General features: G+C 42.5%; 25 protein-coding genes. 8 read left to right on the plus strand and 17 right to left on the minus strand.

The features are described from left to right. Positions 1–12: 12 nt before the first annotated feature. From ACFQZ9_RS12545 to ACFQZ9_RS12555, 3 genes are all read right to left on the minus strand, one after another. Positions 13–1,266, minus strand: coding sequence for an MFS transporter (locus tag ACFQZ9_RS12545; RefSeq protein WP_498944057.1), 1,254 nt, complete (start codon positions 1,264–1,266; stop codon positions 13–15). A 358-nt stretch (positions 1,267–1,624) separates the two neighbouring features. Beyond that, complete coding sequence (locus ACFQZ9_RS12550) at positions 1,625–2,989, minus strand: hypothetical protein (RefSeq protein ID WP_498944058.1); 1,365 nt, start codon at positions 2,987–2,989, stop codon at positions 1,625–1,627. A 247-nt stretch (positions 2,990–3,236) separates the two neighbouring features. Further along, positions 3,237–4,244: a YvdQ family spore coat protein gene (locus ACFQZ9_RS12555; RefSeq protein WP_498944059.1), complete on the minus strand. Its 1,008-nt coding sequence runs from the start codon at positions 4,242–4,244 to the stop codon at positions 3,237–3,239. A gap of 115 nt (positions 4,245–4,359) precedes the next feature. Here ACFQZ9_RS12555 and ACFQZ9_RS12560 point away from each other — a divergent pair, with 115 nt between their 5' ends. Then, positions 4,360–4,848 (plus strand): CBO0543 family protein, encoded by a 489-nt coding sequence (locus ACFQZ9_RS12560; RefSeq protein ID WP_498944060.1) that lies wholly within the window; start codon positions 4,360–4,362, stop codon positions 4,846–4,848. A 25-nt stretch (positions 4,849–4,873) separates the two neighbouring features. Here the strand turns inward: ACFQZ9_RS12560 and ACFQZ9_RS12565 are convergent, their stop codons facing one another. Beyond that, positions 4,874–5,851 carry an NAD(P)-dependent alcohol dehydrogenase gene (locus ACFQZ9_RS12565; RefSeq protein ID WP_498944061.1) on the minus strand — a complete coding sequence of 326 codons (978 nt, stop codon included), beginning with the start codon at positions 5,849–5,851 and terminating at the stop codon, positions 4,874–4,876. Between the two features lie 398 nt (positions 5,852–6,249). Between ACFQZ9_RS12565 and ACFQZ9_RS12570 the strand changes: the two genes are divergently transcribed. The 3 genes from ACFQZ9_RS12570 to ACFQZ9_RS12580 are packed head-to-tail and all read left to right on the plus strand — an operon-like array spanning position 6,250 to position 7,280. Next, positions 6,250–6,621 (plus strand): DUF2089 domain-containing protein, encoded by a 372-nt coding sequence (locus ACFQZ9_RS12570; protein WP_327835242.1) that lies wholly within the window; start codon positions 6,250–6,252, stop codon positions 6,619–6,621. Continuing rightward, positions 6,622–7,005, plus strand: a complete 384-nt coding sequence (locus tag ACFQZ9_RS12575; protein ID WP_498944062.1) for an SHOCT-like domain-containing protein — start codon at positions 6,622–6,624, stop codon at positions 7,003–7,005. A gap of 5 nt (positions 7,006–7,010) precedes the next feature. Beyond that, positions 7,011–7,280: a hypothetical protein gene (locus ACFQZ9_RS12580; protein WP_498944063.1), complete on the plus strand. Its 270-nt coding sequence runs from the start codon at positions 7,011–7,013 to the stop codon at positions 7,278–7,280. A 440-nt stretch (positions 7,281–7,720) separates the two neighbouring features. Here the strand turns inward: ACFQZ9_RS12580 and ACFQZ9_RS12585 are convergent, their stop codons facing one another. The 3 genes from ACFQZ9_RS12585 to ACFQZ9_RS12595 all read right to left on the minus strand — a co-directional run bounded on the left by ACFQZ9_RS12585 (position 7,721) and on the right by ACFQZ9_RS12595 (position 8,665). After that, entirely contained in the window at positions 7,721–7,888 is a 168-nt protein-coding gene (locus ACFQZ9_RS12585) for a spore germination protein (RefSeq protein WP_498944064.1), read from the minus strand. 240 nt (positions 7,889–8,128) lie between these two features. Then, entirely contained in the window at positions 8,129–8,353 is a 225-nt protein-coding gene (locus tag ACFQZ9_RS12590) for a spore germination protein (RefSeq protein ID WP_498944066.1), read from the minus strand. An 87-nt stretch (positions 8,354–8,440) separates the two neighbouring features. Further along, on the minus strand, positions 8,441–8,665 hold the full coding sequence (locus ACFQZ9_RS12595) for a spore germination protein (protein WP_026572771.1): 225 nt from the start codon (positions 8,663–8,665) through the stop codon (positions 8,441–8,443). A gap of 355 nt (positions 8,666–9,020) precedes the next feature. Here ACFQZ9_RS12595 and ACFQZ9_RS12600 point away from each other — a divergent pair, with 355 nt between their 5' ends. Continuing rightward, complete coding sequence (locus ACFQZ9_RS12600; RefSeq protein WP_498944067.1) at positions 9,021–9,569, plus strand: NADPH-dependent FMN reductase; 549 nt, start codon at positions 9,021–9,023, stop codon at positions 9,567–9,569. 174 nt (positions 9,570–9,743) lie between these two features. Next, the gene (locus ACFQZ9_RS12605) at positions 9,744–10,295 is read left to right on the plus strand and encodes a DUF3231 family protein (protein WP_498944068.1); all 552 of its coding nucleotides are present in this window, start codon (positions 9,744–9,746) and stop codon (positions 10,293–10,295) included. A gap of 209 nt (positions 10,296–10,504) precedes the next feature. Here ACFQZ9_RS12605 and ACFQZ9_RS12610 read toward each other — a convergent pair whose 3' ends face one another. Then, entirely contained in the window at positions 10,505–11,911 is a 1,407-nt protein-coding gene (locus ACFQZ9_RS12610; RefSeq protein WP_498944069.1) for a M20 family metallopeptidase, read from the minus strand. 13 nt (positions 11,912–11,924) lie between these two features. Next, a complete protein-coding gene (locus ACFQZ9_RS12615) occupies positions 11,925–13,139 on the minus strand; it encodes an MFS transporter (RefSeq protein WP_198310801.1) in 1,215 nt (404 codons plus the stop codon). A gap of 138 nt (positions 13,140–13,277) precedes the next feature. Here ACFQZ9_RS12615 and ACFQZ9_RS12620 point away from each other — a divergent pair, with 138 nt between their 5' ends. Further along, the gene (locus ACFQZ9_RS12620; protein WP_498944070.1) at positions 13,278–13,583 is read left to right on the plus strand and encodes a hypothetical protein; all 306 of its coding nucleotides are present in this window, start codon (positions 13,278–13,280) and stop codon (positions 13,581–13,583) included. A 248-nt stretch (positions 13,584–13,831) separates the two neighbouring features. Next, positions 13,832–15,454: an SWIM zinc finger family protein gene (locus ACFQZ9_RS12625; protein ID WP_498944071.1), complete on the plus strand. Its 1,623-nt coding sequence runs from the start codon at positions 13,832–13,834 to the stop codon at positions 15,452–15,454. Positions 15,455–15,950: 496 nt separating this feature from the next. Here ACFQZ9_RS12625 and ACFQZ9_RS12630 read toward each other — a convergent pair whose 3' ends face one another. The 8 genes from ACFQZ9_RS12630 to ACFQZ9_RS12665 all read right to left on the minus strand — a co-directional run bounded on the left by ACFQZ9_RS12630 (position 15,951) and on the right by ACFQZ9_RS12665 (position 25,770). Continuing rightward, positions 15,951–17,333 carry a purine-cytosine permease family protein gene (locus ACFQZ9_RS12630; RefSeq protein ID WP_498944072.1) on the minus strand — a complete coding sequence of 461 codons (1,383 nt, stop codon included), beginning with the start codon at positions 17,331–17,333 and terminating at the stop codon, positions 15,951–15,953. 307 nt (positions 17,334–17,640) lie between these two features. Then, positions 17,641–19,239, minus strand: a complete 1,599-nt coding sequence (locus tag ACFQZ9_RS12635; RefSeq protein WP_498944073.1) for a helix-turn-helix domain-containing protein — start codon at positions 19,237–19,239, stop codon at positions 17,641–17,643. A gap of 34 nt (positions 19,240–19,273) precedes the next feature. Next, the gene (hutU, locus tag ACFQZ9_RS12640; RefSeq protein WP_498944271.1) at positions 19,274–20,923 is read right to left on the minus strand and encodes a urocanate hydratase; all 1,650 of its coding nucleotides are present in this window, start codon (positions 20,921–20,923) and stop codon (positions 19,274–19,276) included. Positions 20,924–20,970: 47 nt separating this feature from the next. Further along, positions 20,971–21,960, minus strand: coding sequence for an electron transfer flavoprotein subunit alpha/FixB family protein (locus tag ACFQZ9_RS12645; protein WP_498944074.1), 990 nt, complete (start codon positions 21,958–21,960; stop codon positions 20,971–20,973). A gap of 12 nt (positions 21,961–21,972) precedes the next feature. Continuing rightward, positions 21,973–22,743 carry an electron transfer flavoprotein subunit beta/FixA family protein gene (locus tag ACFQZ9_RS12650; protein WP_498944075.1) on the minus strand — a complete coding sequence of 257 codons (771 nt, stop codon included), beginning with the start codon at positions 22,741–22,743 and terminating at the stop codon, positions 21,973–21,975. Positions 22,744–22,800: 57 nt separating this feature from the next. Beyond that, positions 22,801–22,923, minus strand: a complete 123-nt coding sequence (locus ACFQZ9_RS12655; protein ID WP_498944076.1) for a hypothetical protein — start codon at positions 22,921–22,923, stop codon at positions 22,801–22,803. Between the two features lie 25 nt (positions 22,924–22,948). Then, positions 22,949–24,616: a urocanate hydratase gene (gene hutU / locus ACFQZ9_RS12660; protein WP_498944077.1), complete on the minus strand. Its 1,668-nt coding sequence runs from the start codon at positions 24,614–24,616 to the stop codon at positions 22,949–22,951. Between the two features lie 14 nt (positions 24,617–24,630). Continuing rightward, complete coding sequence (locus ACFQZ9_RS12665; protein ID WP_198310808.1) at positions 24,631–25,770, minus strand: acyl-CoA dehydrogenase family protein; 1,140 nt, start codon at positions 25,768–25,770, stop codon at positions 24,631–24,633. Positions 25,771–25,786 lie beyond the last annotated feature (16 nt).

A 25,786-nucleotide genomic window follows, 5' to 3' on the forward strand; every position in this document is an offset into this window, starting at 1 on the left:
AGTTCGTTCAACTTAATTTATTGCTTTATTTAAATTAGATGAACCATCCGCCTTGGTACGTGATTTAATCGTTAAGCTAGCCATGACTGACAGACAAGCCGCTCCAATCAGGAACCAAAACGCCGCATTATATGAACCATGAAAAGCGCTGATCATCAATCCGATAATGACCGGTGACACAAACCCTGCAGATTGTCCCCCAAAATTAATCATCCCCGTAGCAGTTCCAACAACTTTTCCAGAAAGCATTTTCACAGGCAAGGCTATGACTGTTGCCAGCGTGAAGGATTTGAAAAAATAGACGATACTTTGGAACGTAATGACCATGGCAACTGTATGGGCAGTGTACATGAAATAAAGGAAAAAGGCGGTAAAGGCTGCACTAATGACAAGCAAGTATTTTTCTTTGCCATCAAAGAACCGATCCATAACCCATCCGCCAATGGCAGTCGAAATCCCTGCAGCAATAAAGGGCAATGGTGTTAAAAACCCAATCGACTTCAAATCCAAGTGGCGTACATTTAACAGATATGTGGGCATCCAGGAATCCAATCCTTTATTGACCAAGCTCAGACCAAACCAGGCAATGACCAACTGCCACATAATCGGCATTTTAAGGAGTTCTTTAATCTGCCCTTTCTGAAGGGCTTTTTGTTCAGCATCCTTGCCCTCTGAAGCCGCTGTCTCTGCTTTTACAGGGCGTATTACCAACCAGTAAACCAAGACAAAAACAATACCGATAATTCCGATGATATGGAACAAGGATCTCCATCCAAAGGCAATCATGATAGGCGCTATCAACAATGGAGCAAGAGCACTACCAATATAATTAGAAGACATAAGCCCCGCCGCCATTTTCGATCTTTCCTTTTTAGGGAAGACTTCGCTGACACCTTTTACGCTGGCTGCAGGAAATGCTCCTTCTCCTAGGCCAAACAATAAACGAATCACAATCAAAGCGGTCAAAGACCATGCGAAACCAGTAAAGAGCGTGAAAATCGACCATAGCAGGATAGCGGTCATAATGACTTTCTTTGACCCGAATTTATCTGCCAACCATCCACCCGGAATTTGCATAATTGCATATCCAATAAAGAAAGTGCTTAATACAACTCCAAGTACGGAAGCATCTAAGTGAAATTCTTTACCTATAGATGCAAGGGCAATACTAATGGCGGCCCGGTCGATATAAGAAATGCACCAACCTACATACAAAAGAGCAAAGACGATATACTTTCCCGTTCCTTTATTTAACGCATCTTTCACGCCCATTAACCTCCCTAATAAAACTACAGATTTTATTATTGTTTGGTATTGATCATTCGTGTAGGTGCTATATGAAACATAAGATCCAACTACCTATCGAACAACTAAGTTCTCATACATACGTTCACCTCCTTTTCCTAACCCGCTTTGAAACAGAACGTTCTCATTCGAATTACGGTCGTTTATTTCAAGTTTGATAAATAGTCCGTAATTAAATAATAAAAAGCGTTTAATTGTTTGTCAATTTAAAATTTTCATATTTTTAAAATATTTCTATTTATTTTAAGGAACAGTCTATACCTATTTTGAAAATGAAAAAGAGAGTGTACAGGCAACGTTTGCTGTACACTCTCAAATTCTATCCATTCTTTTTCTTGGCTAGTTCTTCCGGAAACAGAAGCCGAAACAGCTGCCGCGGTCTACCCCGTCCGGGTGGCTGTTCTTCTCCCACCACTTCGGCAAGTCCACAGGCTTCAAGCTGCTGTAGCAGCCTTCTTGCACTACGTAGGGAAATGTCAAAGGCTTTGGCAATATGATGTACACTGATATTCTCTTGTTCTTGCTGACCCGCCAATGACAATAGCCGGGTAAGGGTTACCACACTTAGATGGGTTTGTTCAGATAGTTTGACTAGAACCGGATTATCAGCACTTTTCGAAAATTTTAGCGGGATCCTATCACTTTGTACCAGTGGGCCCATAAGGCTCCCATCCGCAAACATGATATAGGCACAAGAATTGCTTTTCAAATCGGTGTATTTTATCGCTTCTTCTGCGTTGCGCTCCGCCTTTAGCGTATCAGTCCCGATGCCAATCCCAGCAAAAATCTTATTGCCGGTTTCTTCATCCAATGTGTGCAGGAGGGGAAAGTGTTTGAAATTATCAGTAAAGCTTTTAGCTACTGCCATTGTTGTATAGATGACCGCTTGATTATCGACTGAAAAGGTTAGGGAGGCTTCCCAAGATTCACAAAAATCAATGATGTTTTCTTGCAATTTTAGATTAGCTCTATAGGCACTAAAACGATTTTTCGGGCGCCGGTCCGGAAACCGCCATTTTAGCAGAACTACCGCTATTTGGGATTGAATTTGCAAAAGACTTTCTATCTTTGCATAAGCAATTTGCAAGGCTGAATGGATGGAAGAGTAGGTTGGTTCTACCCTCTTGACAGGAATGCCACGTTGTATCAGTTCATTCGCGACACTTGTTAAACACGTAATGGCATATTTACTTTTGCCAGTAAGAAAATGTTGTTCATGAAGAGTTGCCCAATCATTCGTTGAAGATGAAGTAATATCGTTAATCACAATCATTTTTTCTTCTTGTAGCCTGACTTCACGAAGCACTTCATTCATTTCATTAATCGGCAACCGATCAATGGTAAAAGGAGTAAATCGCGAGGGATCGCCCTTATTTTCTATGGACAGTTCGTACAGGGATCGATAAAGGGCGGACCCATCATAACGGACAGAAACGGATATGGGAGGAAACTCCAAGTCCAATTTCGCTTCTTCCGCCTTGTAAATCTCATGGGCCCCTGGCCCGGTAAAAAGTAAAGCGTCACAAGATTCAGCTATTTTTTTAGCTAATATTTTTAGTTCTTCAAACAAACTAGTATTATACGTTTGGATTTCGATATGATCCAATTTGGCGGTTACGGCTTGTTCTTGGACCCGTGTTACGAGGTCTTGCGGGCCAACAATTCCTAAAACGATTTTTTTCATTACTCAAGAATTCCTTTCAGAAATCAGATAGTTCGAATGAGTGAGTTCCTACCCGGATTGTAACATAAGGCACCTCTTAAATTCTATTTGTCATCATTAATCGTTTATAAGAACGCAGCCATTTGTACCGTAAAAGTACCTTTACTCCTATTTCTGTGGAACGATATTCCTGAGCGATCGCTGACCCTTGCCCTTTACTTTAAAAATAAAAAGACTCCCTTTCGTTGAAGGGAGCTTTTCTATAAATTTATTTATTTTGGTTTCTAAGTGCTTCTCGATCAATGGTTTGGGGAGGTTTTTCAAACCATCCATGATCAATTAAGAGTTTTGCACCTTCCCCGGCATATGTTCCGACCTTAAGGATATAGCCTTCATAATTGACCGTTAAATCTTTTCGAAGGGATGCGGCAATGGCAAGTCCAAAATCTCCAATCCCAATCGCACTTTGCGCATTTGTATGAAATAACATTAATTTATCCGAAAAAGGTGCCTCCGTGCTATTTGTAATCGTTGAATCCCATGTGGAAGGATAAGAATCATCATCTTCTTTTAGTTTTATCATAAAATCTTCCGCCATTTTCTTTCCTAAATCATATCCCTCTTTAAAGTAGTCACTCAGTTTCTTTGACTGAGCAACTTGACTAAATCCTAAAAGCATTGTTTTTGCAACATTTGCAACTTCAATATTAACCCCTAAATGGGCAATTTCAATTCCAAGAAGCGGCCTTCGATGGCCTACTAGTCCACCAAGGAATTTTTTATCTGTAATATACTCTACTTTGTCATGGTAAGCAATATAGGGAGCTCGGATAAAGACCCCTTTTTCCTGCATCAGTTCTACATTACGGTCAAACAACGTTTCTGTTTGGTCTGAAAAATGTTTAAACAACTGACGGACATCTTTACGGGCAGAAACGGACTTAGCCAGGCTGTATGAATTCAATCCCGTCCTCCCCATATGTTGCAAGTAACGCAAGTACGTTACATCTGAAAAGAGCTTCTTCGCTTGCAAGTTTACATCCTGTTCTCCAAATCCATTCGGCAGAGGAATGCCTTCCTTTGTGAATAAATCAGATATTTGTGCGACATGGTCGTATGAATAGCTGAGAGCGAGTTCGATGATCGGCAAAATGTCCGGATCTTCGCAGGTTTGTAAAAAATGTTTTAGAACACAAATAGACATGGTGTCACCAATATAGGTACTCCACAACATCGAAATTTCAGCAGATGTTATTTTGGGTAAGTGTTCTACCATTCATTTTCATTCCCATCCCATAATTTTTCTTTATCATTTCCAAAATTATGGAAGTTAATACAAACTTAAATAATCCCTCAATCCATTTGGGTATACTTCAAAATGAGGTGTCATTATGAAAAAAACATTCGAGAAAAGTGTATTATGGACTTTATTCATTTTTGGAATCATCTCATTTATAAATTTGATTCGAAAACCCCCCGCAAAGGATTGGTTACTGATCTTTCTTTTTAAAGGATTTTTATCTTCCATATTAGATAATTTAATTGTGAAAAAAGGATACATCAAATATCCGGTTAAATTATTTAAATCCTTTGATTTTAGCTTTATTTTTGATTATTTACTTTACCCGATAACTTGTGTTTACTATAACCAGGTTACAAAAAAGTCCAATATTTTCGGTATATTTTTTAAAGTATTCTATTTCAGTATTCCGATGACTGTAACAGAGCATTTCTTAGAAAAATACACGTCTTTAATTAAATTCAAAAAGGGATGGAATTCCCTCATTAGCTTTTATTCTTTGAGTATCACTTTTCTTATTTCTCGAGTTTTTATCGCAATCGTCAGAAAAGCAAATAACAATCCTGTTCCCAAAAATTAATTTTCTTTTGGAACAGGATTGTTAATTAGAGTTGTTCTACCTTTATGACAACATTCCCCTTCTTGTGCCCCTTCTCGACATATCGATGAGCTTCCACTATATCTTCAAACGCATAGGTTCTATCAATGACCACTTTTAACTTCTCGGTCTCAACCAGTTCCCTAAGAAATTCCAGTGATTCCGGGGTTTCAGGTGAATTTCGACTCAATAATAATTTCTTGTTGCTCGTCATTTGAGTCCAAAGCATTCGAGCACTTGGCAACGGCTCTGTGATATTTATATAGGCACCGTCCTTCTTTAACCATTTCATACAAGCCGCAAACGAACTCTTGTTTACCGCTTCAAAGATCACATCATACGTCTCATCTATCTTGGAAAAATCCTCCGTCGTGTAGTCCATTACCTTGTCTGCTCCTAGAGATTTAACCCATTCCAAATTCGTGGTACTGCACACCCCTGTCACATGCGCTCCGAAATACTTGGCAAGCTGAACTGCATAACTTCCTACACTTCCGGAAGCACCATAAACGAGAACCCTTTGGCCTCTTTGTATATTAGCCTTTTTTAGAAAAAATAAGGCTGTGCGGGCTCCAATTGGGATAGCGGCGGCTTCCTCATACGTGATATTGGAAGGTTTTAAGGTTACTGGCCCATCCTCCGGCAGACACTTATACTCAGCATAGGTTCCAAACCCCGCCAGTGATGCAGCAAAAACCGGGTCCCCTTCCTTGAACCGTTTAACCTTTTTCCCAACGGACTCCACTTCTCCTGCCAATTCCATTCCTAGGATCACTTTTTTGGGCTGTCTAAAACCAAGCGTGATTCGTGCCGGCAGCCAGAAAGCGGGAGGAACGGTAAAGCTCCGGGCCCGAACATCGGCAACGGTTACGGTGGTGGCTTTTATTTTTACCAGGATTTCATTCTCTTTCGGAATCGGTTTTTCTACCTCTTCTAGTTGAAGAACATCGGGGGGACCATATTTGGTGTACACAATTGCCTTCATTCTATCCTCCTCCATCCGTTATATGTATTACTTTCTACAAATAAATAGAACAATTGTGAAGGGATCCTTTTTTCATTGGATGTGTTAAAGAACAATGTTGATTTTTTGAACAGTGTTGATTGGAGCGGAAGGCACGAAGACTCCTTTGGGAGTACGGGACAGGGGAGACCCCGCAGGAGCAAAGCGACGAGGAGGCTCCCCGAACCGCCCACGGAAAGCGAAGTGCCTGGAGCGGAAATCAACAACCAAGATTTACAGAGCCTTTTCATTAAATAAAATTAAAACGAAAATTAATATTATTAATTAATTTTATGTAGTTTTTAAATAATGTTAATTGTGTTATTCATTTTTCAATTCAGATGTAGTATGATGAGGTTAAGTTAGGAAAGGAGATAAAAATGGCTTATCCACTAATCTCTAATTGTCCGGTTTGCAGCAATCAATTAACCATTACCAAGCTGCAATGTACTCATTGTCATACCACGGTGGAGAATGAATTTGAATTATCGAAATTTGCAGCTCTTGCACAAGAACAGCTTCATTTTATTGAAATTTTTCTAAAATGCCGTGGAAACATCAAGGAAGTTGAAAAGGAGCTTGGGATCTCTTATCCGACCGTTCGTGGGAAATTGGATGAGATTATTAGCTCACTGGGTTATAACGCAGTAAAGAAAACAGAGGTCGATAAGAAAAAAATTGTTTCCATGCTTGAAAAAGGGGAAATTACCGCAGAAGAAGCCATACAGTTAATTAAAGAGGGGGAATCCTAAATGAAAGAGGAAATTTCACGTGTGTTAACGATGGTTGAGGAAGGGAAGCTGGATAAAAAGAATGCGACGGAATTAATTAATGCCTTACAAGGGAAAGAAACTTCCATTCTAGAAAGAAAAGATACCCCCTATCTAAATAAAATGCTCAAGATTCGCGTGGCATCTGAAGAGGGCGATCATGTAAATGTGAATCTACCCATAAAGCTGGTAAAGGCAGTTTTAAAAGTGGGAACGAGTATTGCTGAAAAAATCCCGGAAGCTGAAAAATATGTGAAAGATATTAATATCGACCTCTTAATTGAGGCAATTGAAAATGAAGTAGACGGCCAAATCGTTGATATCACCTCGGCCAAAGGTGAAAAATTATTTGTGACCATCGAGTGATGCCTATGTTAAGAGTGAAAATTAAAACAAAGGATCGAAAATTCACCATACCTGTTCCGTATGCCCTTTTAACGATGCTTAGTGCCATTCTTACGTCAGAATGGATATTAAAATATGCAAATAAAGCAATCGAAAAAGAAGGAAAATCCTTTAAGGTTCCAAAAATAGATAGAAAAGATTTGAAACCACTGCTGCATGCACTTTCTGAGAACAAAGGATTACTATTGCTGGAAACCATCCTAAAGGATGGAACAGAAGTAACGGTTAAGCTTTAAAGCATTATTCTTGAAGAATTGACGCAAAAAATGAGCACGCCAAGGCGGCGTACTATTCTTTATTAATCGCACTTACCTTACACCAGCCTAGTCTAATAAAGGTATTTTGTACCATAATTATTCAACAAATATCGATAGGTAAGAGCAGCTGGTGATACCGGCGATGGAAAAAATGGCACGTAAATAGGTGTATGCCATGGATGGTAGTGATGCAAAATTATGTAGTAAGCCATTCATATCATCCTCTCATTCAAAGTTACAGTAGATTATGAGTATTCACCTAAATATGATTGGATGGATGCCTAGTTTATTACAAACATCCTAAAAACTAGTGTTACTAAAAGGGCAAGCAAAAGCTTGTCCCTTTTGTTTTTTAAGGCTCTTTTCGTCATCTTTGTTGCTGATCCTACAAAATAATGGAACAAAATCGCACTCTGAATTCATATTTTGCGTCCTATGTTCGTTATAACGATTGTCCCCGTGTTGCCTTCTCCAGCCCCGCGAAGTGTTTTTGCTACAGTGATCGGTGAATTAAAAGCTGACCCACCGAAGTTGACAACCCCGCCTGAAATAGTACCAATATGGATACCGTCTTTTTTAACAAACAAGTGTATTCCCCCTAAAGTGCTCTTACATCATCATATGTGCAAGCTGGTATACTTGTTTGTACATATATAATATGATCAATCGCGTCCTCGTAGGGCTTGACTACCCACATATGAAAAAATACCAAGGAATGTGTGCTGGCTTCCGCCACTTTTTATGCACTTTCATTCCCTGGTATTTTTTTTATATTCCCTGAATTTAAGAAATTGCAAATCACGAAGGGGAAAACGGTTGTTATCACTTTAGTTATTACCATAAATCGGCTGATCTACTACATCAGGGTCAACATAATTTGTAGCATTTACCCCGGTATTTGCTATCACGGCCCCCCCTGTGTTAAATCCTCCAGAACCAGCATAGGATTTGGATTCATGCTTTGGTGTCATAAAAATGGAGTCACCAAATTTGACATTACCATCTGTGGTGATATTATCGATTGCTATGGGTCCATTAATAATTGCAGGCATTTAGGCAGCCATCCTTTTCATTATTTTTTATTTTCTTGGAATTTTAAGAGATTCCAAATCTCGAAGGGGAAAATGGGTTTTATTACTTTAGGCATTACCAATAGTTGGCTGGTCAACTCCGTCAGGGTCAATAAAATTCGTAGAACTTACACCGGTATTTGTTACTATGAACGCTCCCGTGTTAAATCCACCGGCACCAGCAGGAGTCTTAGATGCAACCTTTGGTGAGTTGAACAAACTATCACCAAATTGGACATCACCATTTCCAGTGATATTATTTATTGTTACCGGTCCAAAAATAATCGCAGGCATTTTGACAGCCATCCTTTTTATTTAAGTTAAACTCGTTTTAATAGGCTATGCACCCATTCCTGTTCTTGTGCTTTTTTATTTTAGGCGTTTTTTAAAAAGGCGTGCAAACGGTGCACGCCTTTTCCTTGTCATTAGATTCGAATCTTATATTTCTTAACCTCCGGCGTTAACAATCCTGTTCCCCAAAATTAATTTTCTTTTGGAACTTAATGATCAAAAGATTGTGTTAGATTTGTTCCACTTTGATGACAACATTCCCCTTCTTATGTTCAGTCCTATGATAAATGGCTCTTGATACAATAGGCGTTGTACTATATGGTCAAAGTGACAATTTTATACAATAGGAGGATTAACTATGAAAGAATTAAATTCCGAATTACATATTGTGGGGATTTGCGGCAGCTTACGGAAAAATTCGTTTAACCGCGGTCTATTACGCGCATTTGGGCAGCTGCTGCCCGAACATATTAAATTTACAGTAGCTGATCTATCGGAACTCCCATTTTTTAGTGAAGAGAGAGAAAATAACTTGCCAGAAAACGTAATAAAACTTAAAGAATTAGTGGAGTCTGCGGATGCTATACTAGTTAGTTCCCCCGAATATAATTTGTCTTATACGGCTGTACTAAAAAATGCTCTTGAATGGTTATCACGCGGTTCTTTACAAAGACCAATAGCAGGCAAACCAACTGCCGTTATGGGTGCTGCCTCCATTCAGGTTGGAGTCTCACAAAGTCATTTACGCGATGTTATGTATGCTTTAAATGTAAAGTTGATCAATAGACCTATGATCCAAGTGGGGAATGCCCGTGAAAAGTTTGATGAGAAAGGAAATCTGATTGATCGCGGTGTTAATGAGCAGTTAGAGAAATTAAAAGATGAATTCATTAACGTTTTAAAATAAAACCCTAGACTGTTCCCTTATTTTAAACGAAGATTAAAGTTTAGGTCGCAGTGGACCACTTTTTATTACGCAAAGAGTCGTATTCTGCGACTCTTTGTTTTATTCCCTTAAGTTCTTTCTAAAATTACATTATTTTTTAAAAAAATGGAATAATACAGTTTAGGAGGTGTGACAATGTCTAATCCTTTTGAAGCGATTTGGAATCTGCTTAAAATATCGTTTGATACAACAAATGAAGCAAAATCACCTTTACATATCATTGAAGCGGGTGACTGTTGGACGTATTTAACTTTGATGGAAGAGTTCGTTCGTTATGAGGAGATGGGGTTAAATACAACAACTGATGATGAGGTCAAAGAAATATTAACGGATGTCATTCGAATATGTGAATCACAAGTAAAAAAATTAAGCAGTTTTATGAAAAAAGAGGGAATTCCCTTACCAGATGTATCATCGTCAAAACAAAATTCACATCCAAATGATATTCCTTTAGGAGTAAAGTTGACGGATAATGAACTTGCAAATGGTATAGCATTCAAGGTAGTTACCTGTTTGCAAGCGTGTTCGAAGGGACAAGCTGATTCTGTTCGAAATGATGTCGGATTAATTTGGTTGCAAAACTATCTAGAATGGGCAACGTATGGAACCACCTTAAAAACACTTATGCGTAAACGAGGGTGGCTTAAAGTACCCCCCTATTACTATCCTCCTGGTCTACCACGATAACAAAAACCTACTCAAATCTTTAAGGGTTGGTTTTTTAATATACACCATTGGGACATTTTTCCGTTTAAAGTCTAAAAACTGTCCTTCCAGATAAGCTGAGATTTTCTCAATTTTCATCCTCAACTACCGGGGTGCTTTTGATATAGAAATAAATCTAATTGAATATAAAAAAGGCGTGCTATCACACGGTGCACGCCTTTTCCTTGTCATTAAATCCGAACCTTATATTCCTTTACCTCCGGCGGCAATGGACATACATACTCTTCCCCATTCCTGCGTTCCACCAGTTCTGCCTTCGCCTTTTCAATGAGCTCCGGCTGCTGCAGGACATCCACCGCGGTTGCCGCCATAATTTTTCCGGCATGAAGCATTCCCTTATGCGCTAGCGAAGTCGTTCCGGTCGCGACGATTTGCCACGTATGGAGCGGCGTCCCGAGCGGTTCACAGGCCGTCATGCATTGCGCAGTCGGCACAATCCAGCTGACATCGCCCACATCCGTCGACCCCGCCATAAATTCATCAGGAGAGAACGGATTAATGAGATCCGCCATATCTTTCCCTGCCAATGCCCGATTCTTCTCCACCTCAAACTTCTTGTCCGCCTCCGCTAGTGTCGTACGGATTTTTTGTGCAAATTGAAGTTCCTCTTCATTATGTTCAGGCACACCCAATTCCACGAAGCTCTCATACATCGCTTTTTCTAGTGTCGTATTCGGAATCACATTCGAGAGCGCTGAGGCGAGGTCAATTTCAACCGCGGTGCCGGTCATCAGCGCCGCCCCTCGAGCGATATCGCAAACCCGTTGGTAGATCTCTTCCGTCTGCGAAACCCTTGGCGCCCTCACAAAATACAACACTTCCGCCTCCGCCTGGACAACATTTGGAGAAAGGCCGCCCGTATTTGTGATCGCGTAATGTACGCGTGCTTCAGGAATGATATGCTCACGTAAATAATTTACGCCGATATTCATCAGTTCAACCGCGTCAAGGGCGCTTCTGCCTAAATGCGGTGTTGCTGCTGCGTGCGAACTTTTCCCCTTAAATTTGAAATATACTTCATAACAAGCAAGCGTCCTTGCCGACCAGATATTATTCGTGGTTCCCGGATGCCAGGTTAAGGCAAAATCAACATCATCAAACACTCCCGCTCTGGCCAAAAAGGTCTTGCCGCCGCCAATTTCCTCACCCGGGCAGCCGTAATACCGTACGGTTCCTTCTATATTGTTTTCTATCATGTAGGTTCTTAAGGCAATCGCCGCCGCGAGGGATCCTGTTCCAAGCAGATTATGTCCGCAGCCATGGCCGTTGCCTCCGGCTTTTACGGGAGCTGGTTGGGTCGTGCCGCCGTTTTGGCTTAACCCTGTCAGGGCGTCAAATTCCCCTAAAAAGGCAATAACCGGTTTGCCGCTGCCATAACTGCCGATGAAGGCGGTTTCAATATCGGCAATGCCTTTTTCTACCGAAAATCCCTCTTCTTCTAGTGTTTTGCATAGGAGTTCTGCTGATTGAAACTCCTCGAATCCTGTTTCAGCGAAACTCCAAATCTTATCGCTTACTTGAATCAATTTTTCCCGTTTTTCTTCAATAATTTGTGATAATCTTGTGCGAAAATCCATGTTTGGTCACCTCTTATGCTGATTGGTTGTTCTCTATGATACTAGGATTATTTTTTGGAATTTTATAGAATAGGCCGCAAATTAACACTACCGCCAGTGCGCAAATGAGGAAGATGAATGCTGCTTGGAATGATCCTCCAAAGCTGTCGATTAGCGCCCCCATTGCCGTTGGTGCAATAAACCCGGCCATTCCCCCGGCAAAATACATCATTCCCATAAACGAGCCAATGATATTCTGCGAAACATATTTGAGCGGAATCGTGATAATTGCCATCGCAATCGCCGAATCGCCCAAGGAGAAAATACTTTGATAAGTAATCGCTAGTTGAATATTTGGTGCCTTGAACATTAAATACAAACAAATACCGGAAACAATTGCGCCGATTAAAACGATGAATTTTTCCTTGCCTGCTAAGGATTTGTCGATTAAAAAGCCAGTGAGTACCGCCGCGAGCAAGCCGCATGCTTGCGGTATCATCGATAGTGAGCCAACATCTCGTAAATTTAGATGGCGCGATTGCTCCAAATATGACGGCAGCCAGGAGGAGAATCCCCAGTGAACAACACTTGAGCAAAAATACATGATGACGATCGTCCAAAGAAGTTTGCTCTTGTATAGGTCTTTCATTGGTAAGGAATTCGAATGATTGCTGGTTGATTTTTCAACTTTTGGCGGATTGTAATATTTAAAGAGTAATAGGGTCACAACGAGACCTAGACCGCCAACAATATAAAACATGACGCGCCAGCCCCAGGTGTCTGCGATTACTCCGGCAAGATATAAAGCGAGAACCCCGCCGATTAATTGTGCAGCAAGTAACATGGACTTGGCACGTGCACGGACTTCTCTTTTGTAAATTTCGGTGATCGCGACACCAGAGCCTGTTGGAAGCCCCCCGTCCCCTAATCCAAGAACAAAACGAATCGCTAGAATTGCGATGAATGATCCAGTCATCCCGGTTAACAATGAAAATAGTGAAATGATAAATACAGCAATGACGATGACTTTCCTCGAGCCAAATTTGTCCGAAACCCAGCCGGCAATCAGAGTCATTAACGCACTGCTCAACCAGAAGCTGCTAATCACCATCCCGCTCTGCGTCTGTGATAAATGCAACTCCTTACTAATCGGAATAATCGCCACATTCATCCCAAACAACGTCAACGAATCCACCAACCACCCCAAAAACAACAATGAAAAAATAAAATGACGCCTACCACTACCCATCCAACTCACCCTCCAACTTTTAATTTTTAATTTCGGTTAATAACGGTCTTGACCATAATTATATATTCTCATTTGTCATCGCGCAATAGAATTCTAAATATTCGACAAAATCCGGTCGGTGGGCGGGTTGTAATTGAAGTGGACGGTAAAGTTGTAAAAGCGGACGATAAAACTACTGAGCTGGTGGGTAAACGGCCTAAACCGGTGGGTAAACCTTTAAAAGTGGAAGGTAAATGGATTGGTTGGTGGATTTTTAGTAGTTTCGTTAGGAAAATCTTGCTTTTCCCTCTTAAAATTGGAGAGAAAGTTACTTTTTTAAGAATTTGGATTGGTGAGAGGTCGAAGTGGACGGTAAAACGGCAAAAGCGGAGGGTAAAACAACGAAACTGGCGGGTAAGCGGACCATACCGGTGGGTAAATCCTCAAACCCAAAATAAAAACTAGCCCCATATCGTAAACCGTAGATTAACCTGGCTAGAAGGTAACCAAATCAGAGCTAAAATACGATAGGGGCTAGTTCAACATTAACAGAATACCCAAAGTGCGGTAATTTATTCACCATAAAAGAAAAAATTCGGACTGTGCCTGTCACCACCCGAATTTTGTCGAATCAAGCACTCCCCTCCTCTAACGTTGATTTTTTGGGTATAATAGTGGAATATGGATTTTTTCGGGTAAAGGGGGTTTTCGTTTTGGAGTTGACGGAGGAGATACAGGGGTTTGCGGAGGAGATTGCGGATTTGCTGAGTCCGAATTCCACTGAGGGTGCGAGGATGGTCCAAAAGGGGTTGATGCTGTACCGGCAAGGGTTGGTGTCGCAGCTTTCGTTTGGGAAGAATACGGTCACGGCGACGGTTCAGGATGTGACGCCTGTGAAGGTAACCCTTGACCTCACCTTTTTTACGATGAGTGAATGCTCCTGCCCTTCCGACGAATGGTGCCGCCATCAAATGGCTGTTTTTTTTGCGGCCTATTCACGGGTCGGCAGTGTCGCCGAATGGGTTGAAGCGTGGCGCGAACCGATGAAGGAAAAAATGGCAGCCGCCAGCTGGGGACTCCAGGCAGCGAAGGATTTGATCAAGGCGAACGGTGTATTGAAGCCAGATTACGGACGGTGGGTCCATTCCTTTGAAGTGAGCTTTGATACGCTCTTGCAGTCGAAAAAATCGACGAGCCCTTATGTGGTCGAGGAGTTATTTAAAATTTTCGAACGGCGGATTCGAGCCAGTGCCCCAGTTGAAAAAGAATGGCGCCTTCTATATGAAATGGTCGGAACAGTCATTTCATTTAAAAAGCTGGCAATGCTCAGTGAGCAGTCAGAGCATTCAGAGGAGATGGCGAAACGAACCTATGGCAGCGTGTTCGAAAAATTACTGGATGATGCCGAGGAACTTGTCGAAAAAATCGGCATGCAGTCAATGCCGTTTGATTTTGATGAGTTTATTTTAAAATTAAAGGACGACGCCTTTGATTTGTTGACCTGTGTCCAGCGGCTTGAATTTGAACGGATCTATTTTTACCGCCTTCTGTGGACTGGATTGTTTAAAAAGAAGGAATGGCGCGAAGAGGAAATCTTGAAGATCCGTTCGCGGATGAAGGAGCTCCAGGATTGGGAAAACCCAGGGCCGCTGATGATTGCTGGGGTTCACTTGAACTTTCTTTTGCAAAAGGATGATTCGGCACTTAAGCTGATCCAAGCTTCCGAAGATGATTGGACTGTGCCTTACATCCTTTACTGGATTGATCTTTTGAGCAGCCAAAAGGCATGGAAGCGTGTCGGACCGGTGATTGAACTGTTTATCGGAAGAATTAAAAAGTACTTGGATTCTCTGAGCGGTTATCATAGTTGTTCAAGTTTTACGAGAACGGCGATTCGGGCTATTGCCCCCTATTGCGGCGGGAATGACCGCTTTGATTTATTTGAAAAAGCACTGATGCAGACCCTTCCCTACAGCTATTCGGATTATGAATATTTGCTGTTTGAGCGCGGGATGTATGATAAATGGGGCGAGCTGCAGGCGTTTGTTGGGTTGAATTTCTATGATATCCCCAAGGATCGGATGAAGCTGATTGAAAAGGAAAAGCCCGAGGTGCTGCTCGCGCTGCTCCATCAATCGGCCCAGAGGGAAATCGACGCCAAAAACCGCTCCAGCTACAAAATGGCCGTACGGCACCTAAAGAAACTGCGGACCATCTACAAAAAAGTCAAACGCTCAGACGACTGGGAATACTTCATCGAAACCCTTATGGAGCGAACCAAACGCCTCCGCGCATTCCACGAAGAATGCAAACGGAGCAAGTTGGTCGAAAGTTAGTGCGATGATTCAATACGGTAATTCAATACGGTGATTCAATACGGTAATTCAATACGGTGATTCAATACGGTGATTCAATATAGTGACAGGCACCGCCCGAGGACTTTTTGCTTGATTTGTCCATTCCACGCGGACAGGTGGGAGATACTGCTTTTGCAGTGTCTCTTTTTTATTTGGGTTTTGAATTTATGTTCCATATTGGTTGGTTTATGTTCCAATTTAGTGAATATATGTTCCAACACACGTTAAATTGCTTAAAAGCCAGGCATTTTGCCTGGCTCTGGTAACTTTCTCCTCTTCATTTTGATAGCATTAAGCTAAATTTACCTGATATCACCAAATAAAGACCCCTTTTTCATTGGATTTCTAATTTATGTTCCATATTAATCAATTTATGTTTCATTTAACCAATTCTATGTTCCGTTCTAGCTAATATATGAACCATATTATTCTTGATATATTAAAAGCCAGGCATCCGCCTGGCTTTCTCCCAAATTTATTTCTCAATCCCCAACCGCTCATTTTGAAGACCTTCGCTCGGTAAACTGATTTTCTTTTTCATTGGATAGTAATAAAGAATCGTTGGTACCACTAACCCCACCATCCAGGCCAAATCAGTGCCATCCAACGCCTTGGCAATCGGGCCGACGTACATGGTGGTGTTCACAAAAGGAATTTCGAGTACGACCGCAACCAAGTAAGAACCAATCGCAATCCAATTGAATTTTCCGTACTCTCCATTTACATCAAAAATCGCCTCTACATTATATTCGCCGTGGCGGAGCATATAATAGTCTACTAGGTTAATGGCCGTCCAAGGAACCATAAAATAAGACAATAATAGGATAAGATTCTCAAAGTTTTCAAGGAAATTTCCATGTCCCCAAACGGATAAAACAGTGCCAACAATCGCTGTAGAAAATACTAGCCAAAAACGCGCTCTCGTTGTTCCTTTTAATTTGGTGAACGCCTCTAGCGTCGTCGTAACAGACATAAACGCCCCGTAAAGGTTCAACACGTTTACTCCGATTACCCCTAAGATAATAACAAAATACATGAAGATTCCAAACTGTGGACCAACCAGCTTCACAAGCCCAGCGCTGGCATTATCAAGAAATTTCGGAATAGCCGCTGTTAAAAATACACCTAAGGACATCATCCAAACCGTTCCAACAACTGTTCCTGCATAGGAATAACCAAATGTTTTTGAAGCCGGTGTATTGCTAGGAAGATATCTTGAATAATCTGCTACGTATGGTGCATATGTTAGTTGCCACGTAGCTACAATACTAATGGTTAATAAAAATGGACCTAAATCAAAATGGGATGGATCCCAAGAGCCAGCTGGTAATGGGAGACGGAAAATTTCAAAGGTGACAAATAGAAAGACAATCGCAAATAAAATAGCAAAATAGCGTTCAAGTCGATGAATTAAATCGTAACCTAAAATGGTAATGAAACAGGTAATAACGCCTAAGAGGATAATGCCTCCATTGATGGGGAGGGAAAATGCACTGCTGAGTGCCTGAGCACCCAAAACACTGCTTCCGGCAAAGAAACCGATATACATAAGTGTTACAATGATTAGAGGCAGTACTGCGCCGATTACACCAAATTGGGCGCGGCTTTGAATCATTTGTGGAACCCCAAGCTTTGGACCCTGAGCTGAATGGGAAGCCATGAAGACGGCGCCGACTAAGTTCCCTAAAACAATGGCAACAATACTCCAAAACAGATTTAAGCCGAACTCAATCGCCAAAGCCCCCGTTACAAGCGTGGTAATTTGCATATTGGAGCTAAACCAAATCGAAAATAAATTCCGAACACTGCCATGTCGCTCCTCTTCAGGAATATATTCTATTGTGCGTTTTTCAATCATTAAAACCCCACCTTCCCCTTAATTTTAGATGATGAACCGCCATTCGCAACCGCTTACAATTACCTTCAAGCCCTCCTTTTTAAAAAAATGATTTTAAAACATTACCAATTGTCTAAATATTATCAATACCGCTTTAGTATAAAAAGTAGATAATTTTACTAAATAGTCGATTATTTTTCGTTTGAATTCCTTTTTCCAATTGAAGTCAAATTCATACTTAAGAAAAAACGACCAAACGATGAAACCTCGAAACTCTTTCCAATGCCCAATAAAAAACCCAACACTTTAAGGCACGCGTTTGGGTTTCTTATTCCTGCGTTCCAAGCAAGGAATTCCGATATTTACTTGGGGTCTTCCCGCAAACCGATTTAAACACCCGGCTAAAATAGCGGGCATCATGGTAGCCCACAGCATTGGCCACCTGGTATACGGTTTGATTTAAATTCGTCAACATCTCTTTTGCTTTTTCAATGCGCAAATGGGTCATATATTCAATAAATGACGTGCCGGTTGTTTTTTTAAAAAGATTACTAAAATAATTCGGACTTAACTGAACATGGCTGGCGACCTGCTCTAATGAAATATTTTCAACATAACGCTGATCAATAAAGGTAATCGCTTTTTGGATGGACTTCAGTGCGGCCTCATTATAATCATCCAAAACCCGGTCTAACAGCTGCTTCATGGCCTCTGAAAACCATTGCTTCATTTGAGTCGTATTTTCAACCATCAGTAAATCCCGGGCATATTGGAGATGAATCGAGATAATATCTTTTGGCCTTGCCCCGCCATTTATAGCCGATCGGGCTAAAGTCGTCAGGAGATCAAGAATTTGCAGCTTCAAAACTTCCGGGTCCACATTTTGCTGCGTAAATACCTTGTCAAACACCTTCTCCAAGTTTTGCCTCATGCCAACAAAATCCCCGACCGTCAGCTTATTCGCTAACGTTTCAATCTCATTGTTCGGAAGCAGAGCTGTCTCACTCTCGAACGGCTTCAAATCGGCAATATGAAAAATCGAATCGGTTCCAGCAAAAAATTTATAGGTTTGGGCCTGCAATGCCTCTTGATAGGAAACATGTAAATTTCGGGCGTCCTCGTAATAATGGCCGATTCCAATCGTTACGGTATTACCCGTTTTCTCATGGATATAGGTTTTTATTTTTCCGCCATAAGCACTAGCTAATAGCTTATATTCGTCCGTACTGCTTCGTAATGGAATCGAAAGCAGTACCGCAATTTTGTCCGGAGCGGTCACGATGGGCAAGATTTCGCCGCAGTCTTGATCCTGAAACTGCTGAATGGCCGTGATGACTTCGTTCCGAATCGTATGCTCCCAAAGCTTGCTTTTATTTTTCGTAAGGCGATGAAATTCATCAATATGAATGACCATCGCGGTGTTCGGGACAACCGAAAGACCCGCCCATTTGCTGCGGTCCCATATCTCCTTCGAATTCTTTACATTTCCAAAAATTAAATCATATGCAAGGTTGCTTTTTAATGAGGTATTACTGACTTTTGACTTACTTTCATTATGAAAAGTGGACGCCCTTTTCTCCATTTCCGCCTTACATTCGTGTAGCAGGTAATAAAGGCTTGTGTCGGTAATTGGTTTTTGTAAGCAATCAAAAGCACCCTTTTTAAAAAATTGACGGAGTTCTTCTTTTGAAAAATTTGATTTAAGAATAATCCAAGGGCTGATCCGTTTCTCATCGATGATTTTACGGTCCATCTCGTCAATATCGAGAAACAAGAGTTGGGGATCGTTCTGCTTAATCCTGTTTTCCCAATCACTCCTGACGTCATAAACCTTAATCGTAAAGTGAAAATGGTATTTTGTATTAACTGATTCGATTAGCTGTATGGCTGTTTCGTCATTTGAAATCATGACAAGCGTCTCGTTCATTGGATCACACCCCTTCACTAAGAAGAATTGCCTGCTAGAGTGGTTTGTTGATTCCATACTTTTCGATCATTTTTTTTGCTGTTGGGTAGCCGGCATCTGCATGGCGAATGATATTTAAACCGGGGTCAATTTTTAACAGCCGCTTTAATTTTTCGCCGGCCTCCATGCTGCCATCCGCTACCGCTGTCATTCCGGAATGAATCGAGTTACCAATTCCCACACCGCCCCCGTGCTGAATGCTGACCATCGATGCACCCGCACAGGTGTTCAACAATCCATTTAAAATTGGCCAGTCCGCGACTGCATCGCTTCCATCCATCATCCATTCTGTTTCACGATTAGGGGCCGCCATTGTACTTCCTTCCGAGTGATCGCGTGTAATCGCTACAGGTGCAGCCAGCTCGCCTGATGCCACCATATGATTGATGATTTCTCCGATTTGTTCACGCTCCTTATAATCCAACCAACACGTTCTTGCCGGCAGTCCGTAAAAATAGATTTTATCTTGGACATAACGAATCCACCGGCAAATCCGTTCATCATGATTAAACTTCGATAAGATTACTTCATCTATTTTATAAATATCACCAGGGTCGCCCGATAAAGCAATCCAGCGGCAAGGACCGCGCCCCTCACAATAGAGAGGTCTTAAATATTCAGAAATAAATCCCGGGAAGGCAAATGCTTCTTGATATCCCGCCTTCGATGCTTGACCGCGGATATTATTGCCATAATCAAACACCACCGCACCACGTTCCTGGAACATTTTCATCGCTTTCACGTGACTGATGACCGTTTTTGAAGCTAATTCCACATACTTTTCCGGTTTTTTATTTCGTAAAAAATCCGCCTGATCCAAGGTGACTCCACTTGGAATATAGCCGTGCAATAAATCATGTGCCGCTGTTTGATCGGTTACCACATCAGGCGTGACGCCGCGCATAATCAAGTCATTGTATACGTCAGCAGCATTTCCGAGCAACGCAATCGCCATCGGTCTTTCATGGAAGGCCGCTTCATTTGCCAGCTCCAGTGCTTCGTCAACCGTGTGAACCATAATATCACAGTAGTTGTTCAACAGGCGTCGCCCAATCTTTTTCTCATCGATTTCGACAACGATGGCTACTCCGCCATTCATCGTTACGGATAGAGGCTGCGCCGAACCCATGCCCCCTAAGCCCGAGGTGAGGACAATTTTCCCTTTTAAGGTTCCATTAAAATATCGCTTGGCGACTTCACTCATGGTTTCAAATGTTGCCTGCAGCACACCTTGAACGCCAATATATGCCCATGATGCTGCGGTTGCTTGTCCATACATCGTTAAACCCTTTTCCTCCAAGCGCGAGAATTCCTTCCAGGTTGCCCATTTCGGAACGACCATGGAGGAAGAAGAAATCACGCGTGGAAAAAAAGGAAAGGTGCGGAAGGAGGCTACCGGTTTTCCTGATTGAATCATCAACGTCGAATCCGGCTCTAACTGTTTCAGCTCTTTGATAATCACTTCAAGCATTTCTTTGTTTCGCGCCGCTTTCCCCGTTCCCCCATAGACGATTAATTCTTGATTGTTCTCGGCAACACGCGGATCCAAGCTGTTCATTAATAAGCGCATTAATGCCTCTGTTTCCCAACTTTTACATGAAAGCTCCCTACCGATTGGCGAAGAAATCGTTTTCAAAATCGCCAGTCCTCCTTCCTCTTTTAAAACATTTAGACACCCACGATTAAAAAATGTTATCCCACTGCAACTTCAGTTGTTTCAAGAATCTGTTTAAATTCCTTTATTAACAGCGGCAGCACTTCAAATAGGTCGCCCACAATCCCAAAGTCCGCAATGGAAAAAATAGTGGCTTCCGGGTCTTTGTTGATGGCAACTACCACCTTTGAATTGGACATTCCTGCCACGTGCTGGATCGCACCGGATATTCCACAAGCAATGTACAGATCAGGGGTGACCACCTTTCCGGTTTGGCCAATTTGCAGCGAATAATCGCAGTAGCCGGCATCACAGGCCCCTCTTGAAGCACCAACAGCACCACCCAGTACATCAGACAACTCTTGAAGCAAGGTAAAGCCCTCTGCGCTTTTTACTCCTCTGCCGCCGGAAATAATCACTTTCGCTTCAGTCAAATCAACCCCGGTTACCGCTTTTCGAACGACCTCTTTGACAATGGTCCGTAGATCCTTTACCTCTACTTTAACGGATTGGATCTCCCCTTGTCTCCCTACTTCTTTTTCCAGTGCAGCGATATTATTCGGCCGAATGGAGACAAGTGATGTTCCTTCGATTATCTGCTTTTCCTCGAAAGCTTTTCCGGCATAGACCGGACGGGTACAAATGATTTCACCCTCGTTCGCGGTAATTTCAACCACATCCGAGATTAACCCGGCATCCAATTTTGCAGCAATTTTTGGCGATAAATCCTTGCCAAAGGAAGTGTGGCCAAAAACGATTGCCTCTGGCTGCTCAGTGCTGATGATTTGCATTAATGCTTGTCCATATCCGTCTGAAGTATAGCTACCGAGTTTTTCATTTTCAGCTAAAATGACACGGTCTGCCCCGTATTCCACTAGTTCTTTCGCTATCTCTTGGAACCCGTTCCCGATTAACAGTCCTATGATTTCCCCGCCGTCTGCCAAAGCAGTAGCAGCCGCAATGACTTCAAATGAAACCTTTCTTATTGTCCCATTTCGAACTTCTCCGACCACAAGTACTTTTTTCATCGTCCGTCCTCCTTATCCGATTACTTTCTTTACATTATAAAGAAGGGAAACAAGCTCTTTTGCTTGGTCAGCAAGCTCGCCTTGCAGCACATATCCTTCTTCTTTTTCCGGTGGTAAAAAGGTTCTTACTTTTTTTGTTTTTGGAGCAATTTCGTCCTCGTCTACGTCGATATCATCTAATTCAAGGGTAGTAAGCGGCTTTTTCTTAGCTTTCATGATCCCTGGAAGTGATGGGTACCGCGGCTCGTTCAATCCTTGCTGAGCTGTGATCAACAGTGGCAATGTGGTTTCGATGACCTCCGTATCCCCTTCGACATCGCGATGCACGGTCACGATGGATCCGTCTATTTGCAGTTTGGTTACGGTTGTCACATAAGGAATGTTTAATAGCTCAGCGACACGCGGTCCGACTTGTCCGGTGCTGTTATCGATGGTGGCGTTGCCTGCTAAAATTAAGTCAACGTTTTGGTCTTTTAAATAGGAGGTCAAAATTTTCGCACTAATGTATGGGTCGAGCTCCTCTTCATACTCGATTAAAACAGCTTTATCGCAACCCATCGCAAGTGCTGTCCGTAATTCACTTTCCGCTTCTTCGTCTCCCACCGTTACAACGGTTACCTCGCCGCCGTGTTTATCTTTGAGTTGCAGCGCTTCTTCGATGGCATATTCGTCATATGGGTTGATAATGAATTTTGCATCGTTTTGGTCAATTTCTCCTTGATGAACAGTGATTTTTTCTTCGGTATCAAATGTGCGTTTTAGGAGCACAAATAGATTTAACATGGTTTGGCACCTCCATTTTTTATAGGTAGGGGCGGTGGTTGCGACAATTGGCGAGCGTTATACGACAATTGGATGCTGCCTTCCGACAATTAGAAGCCATCTTCCGACAATTGGATGCCGCTCTACGACAATGAAGATAACTTTCCACCAATTAAATACTACTCTCCTCCAGTCAGCCAACTCCCCCGCCTCTCCCAAGTAAAATTTATTCCTCAAGCATTGGAATCCTTACGCCTCTTTCTTTTGCCACCTTGATTGCTTTATCATAGCCAGCATCCGCATGGCGAATGACGCCCATCCCAGGATCGGAAACCAATACCCGTTCAATCCGCTCGGCCGCTTCCTTCGAACCATCGGCCACAAGCACCTGACCGGCATGCTGGGAATACCCCATGCCCACGCCGCCCCCTTGGTGAATGCTCACCCAGCTTGCACCGCCGCATGTATTGATTAAGGCATTTAAAATCGGCCAATCCGCAATCGCGTCACTGCCGTCCCGCATCGCTTCCGTCTCGCGGTTTGGAGAGGCCACCGAACCGCTATCCAGATGGTCTCGGCCAAAGACAATCGGTGCGCTGATTTCCCCGCTCGCAACCATTTCATTAATTTTCAAAGCAAACCTATGCCGTTCTCCGTATCCCAACCAGCAAATCCGGGCAGGAAGGCCTTGCCATTTCACCATTTTCTGTGCCATTTCAATCCAGTTCACTAGCGATTTATCCTCAGCAAACATTTCGAGTGCGACCCTGTCTGTTTTATAAATATCCTCCGGGTTTCCGGATAAAGCAGCCCATCTGAACGGGCCTTTTCCTTCACAAAATAACGGTCTTAGGTACGCCGGGACAAATCCTGGAAAATCAAATGCATTTTCGACTCCCATTTTTTGCGCATATGCCCGAATGTTATTGCCGTAATCAAACGTTTCCGCTCCAGCCTGTTGCAAATCAAGCATCGCTTGGACATGTACGGCCATGGATTCCATTGCTTTTTGTTCATATGTTTTCGGGTCAGTTTTTCTAAGCGCTAATGCCTCATCATACGTCATTCCATGTGGTACATACCCATTGATTGGATCATGTGCACTCGTTTGATCGGTAACGATATCCGGGATTACCCCGCGTTGTACAAGTTCTGGATAGATATCTGCGCAATTGCCGACAAGACCAATGGAAGCAGGCTCGCCTTTTTCCGTTATCTCTTTTACCATGAGAAGTGCTTCATCTAGGCTTTCGCAAAGGTAATCACAGTAGCCCTCTTTGATTTTCCGTTCAATGCGCTGCCTATCCACTTCGACCACCAAAATGACCGCCTTGGCCATTTTTCCAGCAAGCGGCTGGGCCCCGCTCATTCCGCCCATGCCCCCGGTTAAAATAAATCTTCCGGTTAAGTCATCAGTACCGAATGCTTTTTTTCCAGCCTCCACAAAACTTAAGTATGTTCCTTGTAAAATTCCCTGGGCACCGATATAGATCCAGCTTCCCGCTGTCATTTGCCCATACATCATCAAACCCTTTTCTTCTAATTCATTAAAATGGTCCCAGTTTGCCCATGCTGGCACCAAATTGGAATTGGCGATTAATACTCGTGGAGCCATCTCATGTGTCCGAAAAATGCCAACCGGCTTACCGGATTGAATTAACAGAGTTTCATTGTTTTCAAGATTCTTGAGCGACTTGACAATTGCATCAAAGGACTCCCAATTTCGCGCTGCTTTGCCAATTCCTCCGTAAACCACGAGCTCATCCGGATTTTCCGCGACCTCCGGATCCAAATTATTCATCAACATGCGTAATGCCGCTTCTTGCACCCAGCCTTTACAGGAAAGCTCTGTCCCAGTTGGGGCTTTAATGACACGTTTAGCTTCGGTAACCATGCTACTTCCTCCCATTATTTTAATAGATGACCTGCGATCACCATTTTTTGCACTTGTGAGGTTCCTTCAAAAATCTCCAAAATTCGTTGGTCGCGATACATCCGCTCCACTGGATATTCCTTCATGTAGCCGAATCCCCCGTGAATTTGTACGGCTTTGTGGACGACACGATGGGAGGCCTCTGAAGCCATTAGCTTCGCAATCGCCGCCTCTTTTGAAATTCGGTAGCCCTCTTTATCTTTTAAACTAGCAGCATAGTACGTATACAGCCGAGCCATTTCCACGTCTGCAGCCATCTCCGCCAGCATCCACTGCAATCCTTGATATTGTGCAATCGGCTTATTGAAGGCGATTCTTTCTTTTGAATAGGAAACCGCTGCATCAAGTGCCGCTTGGGATAACCCTACTGCCATTGCTGCAATCCCAATTCGACCGCGATCGACGACACTCATCGCAATTTTAAAGCCATCGCCTTCTTTTCCGACTAAGTTCTCTTTGGGAATCCGGCAATTTTCAAAAATCACTTCGTGAGTTCGCGCCCCACGAATTCCCATTTTGTCATCGCCTGCTCCGAAAGAAAGTCCTGGAGTACCTTTTTCGACAATAAATGCACTAATTCCTTTTGTTCCGGCGGCTGTATCTGTTTTGGCATAAACGACGATGATATCGGCTTCGGCACCATTGGTGATGAAATGTTTTGTTCCATTGAGGACATATTCATCGTTATCCAAACGGGCATTGGTTTTCATGGAGCCAACATCCGTGCCTCCGTTTGGTTCGGTTAAACCAAAGGCAAATAATTTTTCACCTGTACATCCGGGTACTAAAAAGTTTTCTCTTTGCTCTTGATTTGCGGCTAGGAAAAGGCCGTCAATTCCTAAGTAATGCGCGGTTAAAATCGATCCCGTTGCCGCGCAGGCATAGGTGATTTCTTCAACTGCAATCGCTTCTGCAATGGAATCTGCTCCAACACCGCCATCTTTCTCCGGATAGGCAATTCCCAATAATCCTAACTCTGCCAGCTTGCTGATATGTTCCGTTGGAAAACGGTTTTGTTCATCTAACTCTGCTGCTTTTGGTAAAATAACCTCGCGGCTAAAGTCTCTTACCATAGCTCTAATACTTTTTTGTTCATCTGTTAGTTCGAAATTCATATGTTTTGGCTCCTTT

The sequence above is a fragment of the Neobacillus sp. GCM10027624 genome, assembly GCF_042675345.1.
GTDB classification, from domain to species: Bacteria; Bacillota; Bacilli; order Bacillales; family Cytobacillaceae; genus Neobacillus; species Neobacillus cucumis_D.

What these genes read in the sequence shown, in the direction of transcription:
- ACFQZ9_RS12550 (WP_498944058.1), bottom strand. Translation starts at nt 2,989, where the DNA reads ATGAAAAAAATCGTTTTAGGAATTGTTGGCCCGCAAGACCTCGTAACA.
- ACFQZ9_RS12555 (WP_498944059.1), bottom strand. Translation starts at nt 4,244, where the DNA reads ATGGTAGAACACTTACCCAAAATAACATCTGCTGAAATTTCGATGTTG.
- ACFQZ9_RS12560 (WP_498944060.1), top strand. Translation starts at nt 4,360, where the DNA reads ATGAAAAAAACATTCGAGAAAAGTGTATTATGGACTTTATTCATTTTT.
- ACFQZ9_RS12565 (WP_498944061.1), bottom strand. Translation starts at nt 5,851, where the DNA reads ATGAAGGCAATTGTGTACACCAAATATGGTCCCCCCGATGTTCTTCAA.
- ACFQZ9_RS12570 (WP_327835242.1), top strand. Translation starts at nt 6,250, where the DNA reads ATGGCTTATCCACTAATCTCTAATTGTCCGGTTTGCAGCAATCAATTA.
- ACFQZ9_RS12575 (WP_498944062.1), top strand. Translation starts at nt 6,622, where the DNA reads ATGAAAGAGGAAATTTCACGTGTGTTAACGATGGTTGAGGAAGGGAAG.
- ACFQZ9_RS12580 (WP_498944063.1), top strand. Translation starts at nt 7,011, where the DNA reads ATGTTAAGAGTGAAAATTAAAACAAAGGATCGAAAATTCACCATACCT.
- ACFQZ9_RS12590 (WP_498944066.1), bottom strand. Translation starts at nt 8,353, where the DNA reads ATGCCTGCAATTATTAATGGACCCATAGCAATCGATAATATCACCACA.
- ACFQZ9_RS12595 (WP_026572771.1), bottom strand. Translation starts at nt 8,665, where the DNA reads ATGCCTGCGATTATTTTTGGACCGGTAACAATAAATAATATCACTGGA.
- ACFQZ9_RS12600 (WP_498944067.1), top strand. Translation starts at nt 9,021, where the DNA reads ATGAAAGAATTAAATTCCGAATTACATATTGTGGGGATTTGCGGCAGC.
- ACFQZ9_RS12605 (WP_498944068.1), top strand. Translation starts at nt 9,744, where the DNA reads ATGTCTAATCCTTTTGAAGCGATTTGGAATCTGCTTAAAATATCGTTT.
- ACFQZ9_RS12610 (WP_498944069.1), bottom strand. Translation starts at nt 11,911, where the DNA reads ATGGATTTTCGCACAAGATTATCACAAATTATTGAAGAAAAACGGGAA.
- ACFQZ9_RS12615 (WP_198310801.1), bottom strand. Translation starts at nt 13,139, where the DNA reads ATGGGTAGTGGTAGGCGTCATTTTATTTTTTCATTGTTGTTTTTGGGG.
- ACFQZ9_RS12630 (WP_498944072.1), bottom strand. Translation starts at nt 17,333, where the DNA reads ATGATTGAAAAACGCACAATAGAATATATTCCTGAAGAGGAGCGACAT.
- ACFQZ9_RS12635 (WP_498944073.1), bottom strand. Translation starts at nt 19,239, where the DNA reads ATGAACGAGACGCTTGTCATGATTTCAAATGACGAAACAGCCATACAG.
- ACFQZ9_RS12645 (WP_498944074.1), bottom strand. Translation starts at nt 21,960, where the DNA reads ATGAAAAAAGTACTTGTGGTCGGAGAAGTTCGAAATGGGACAATAAGA.
- ACFQZ9_RS12650 (WP_498944075.1), bottom strand. Translation starts at nt 22,743, where the DNA reads ATGTTAAATCTATTTGTGCTCCTAAAACGCACATTTGATACCGAAGAA.
- hutU (WP_498944077.1), bottom strand. Translation starts at nt 24,616, where the DNA reads ATGGTTACCGAAGCTAAACGTGTCATTAAAGCCCCAACTGGGACAGAG.
- ACFQZ9_RS12665 (WP_198310808.1), bottom strand. Translation starts at nt 25,770, where the DNA reads ATGAATTTCGAACTAACAGATGAACAAAAAAGTATTAGAGCTATGGTA.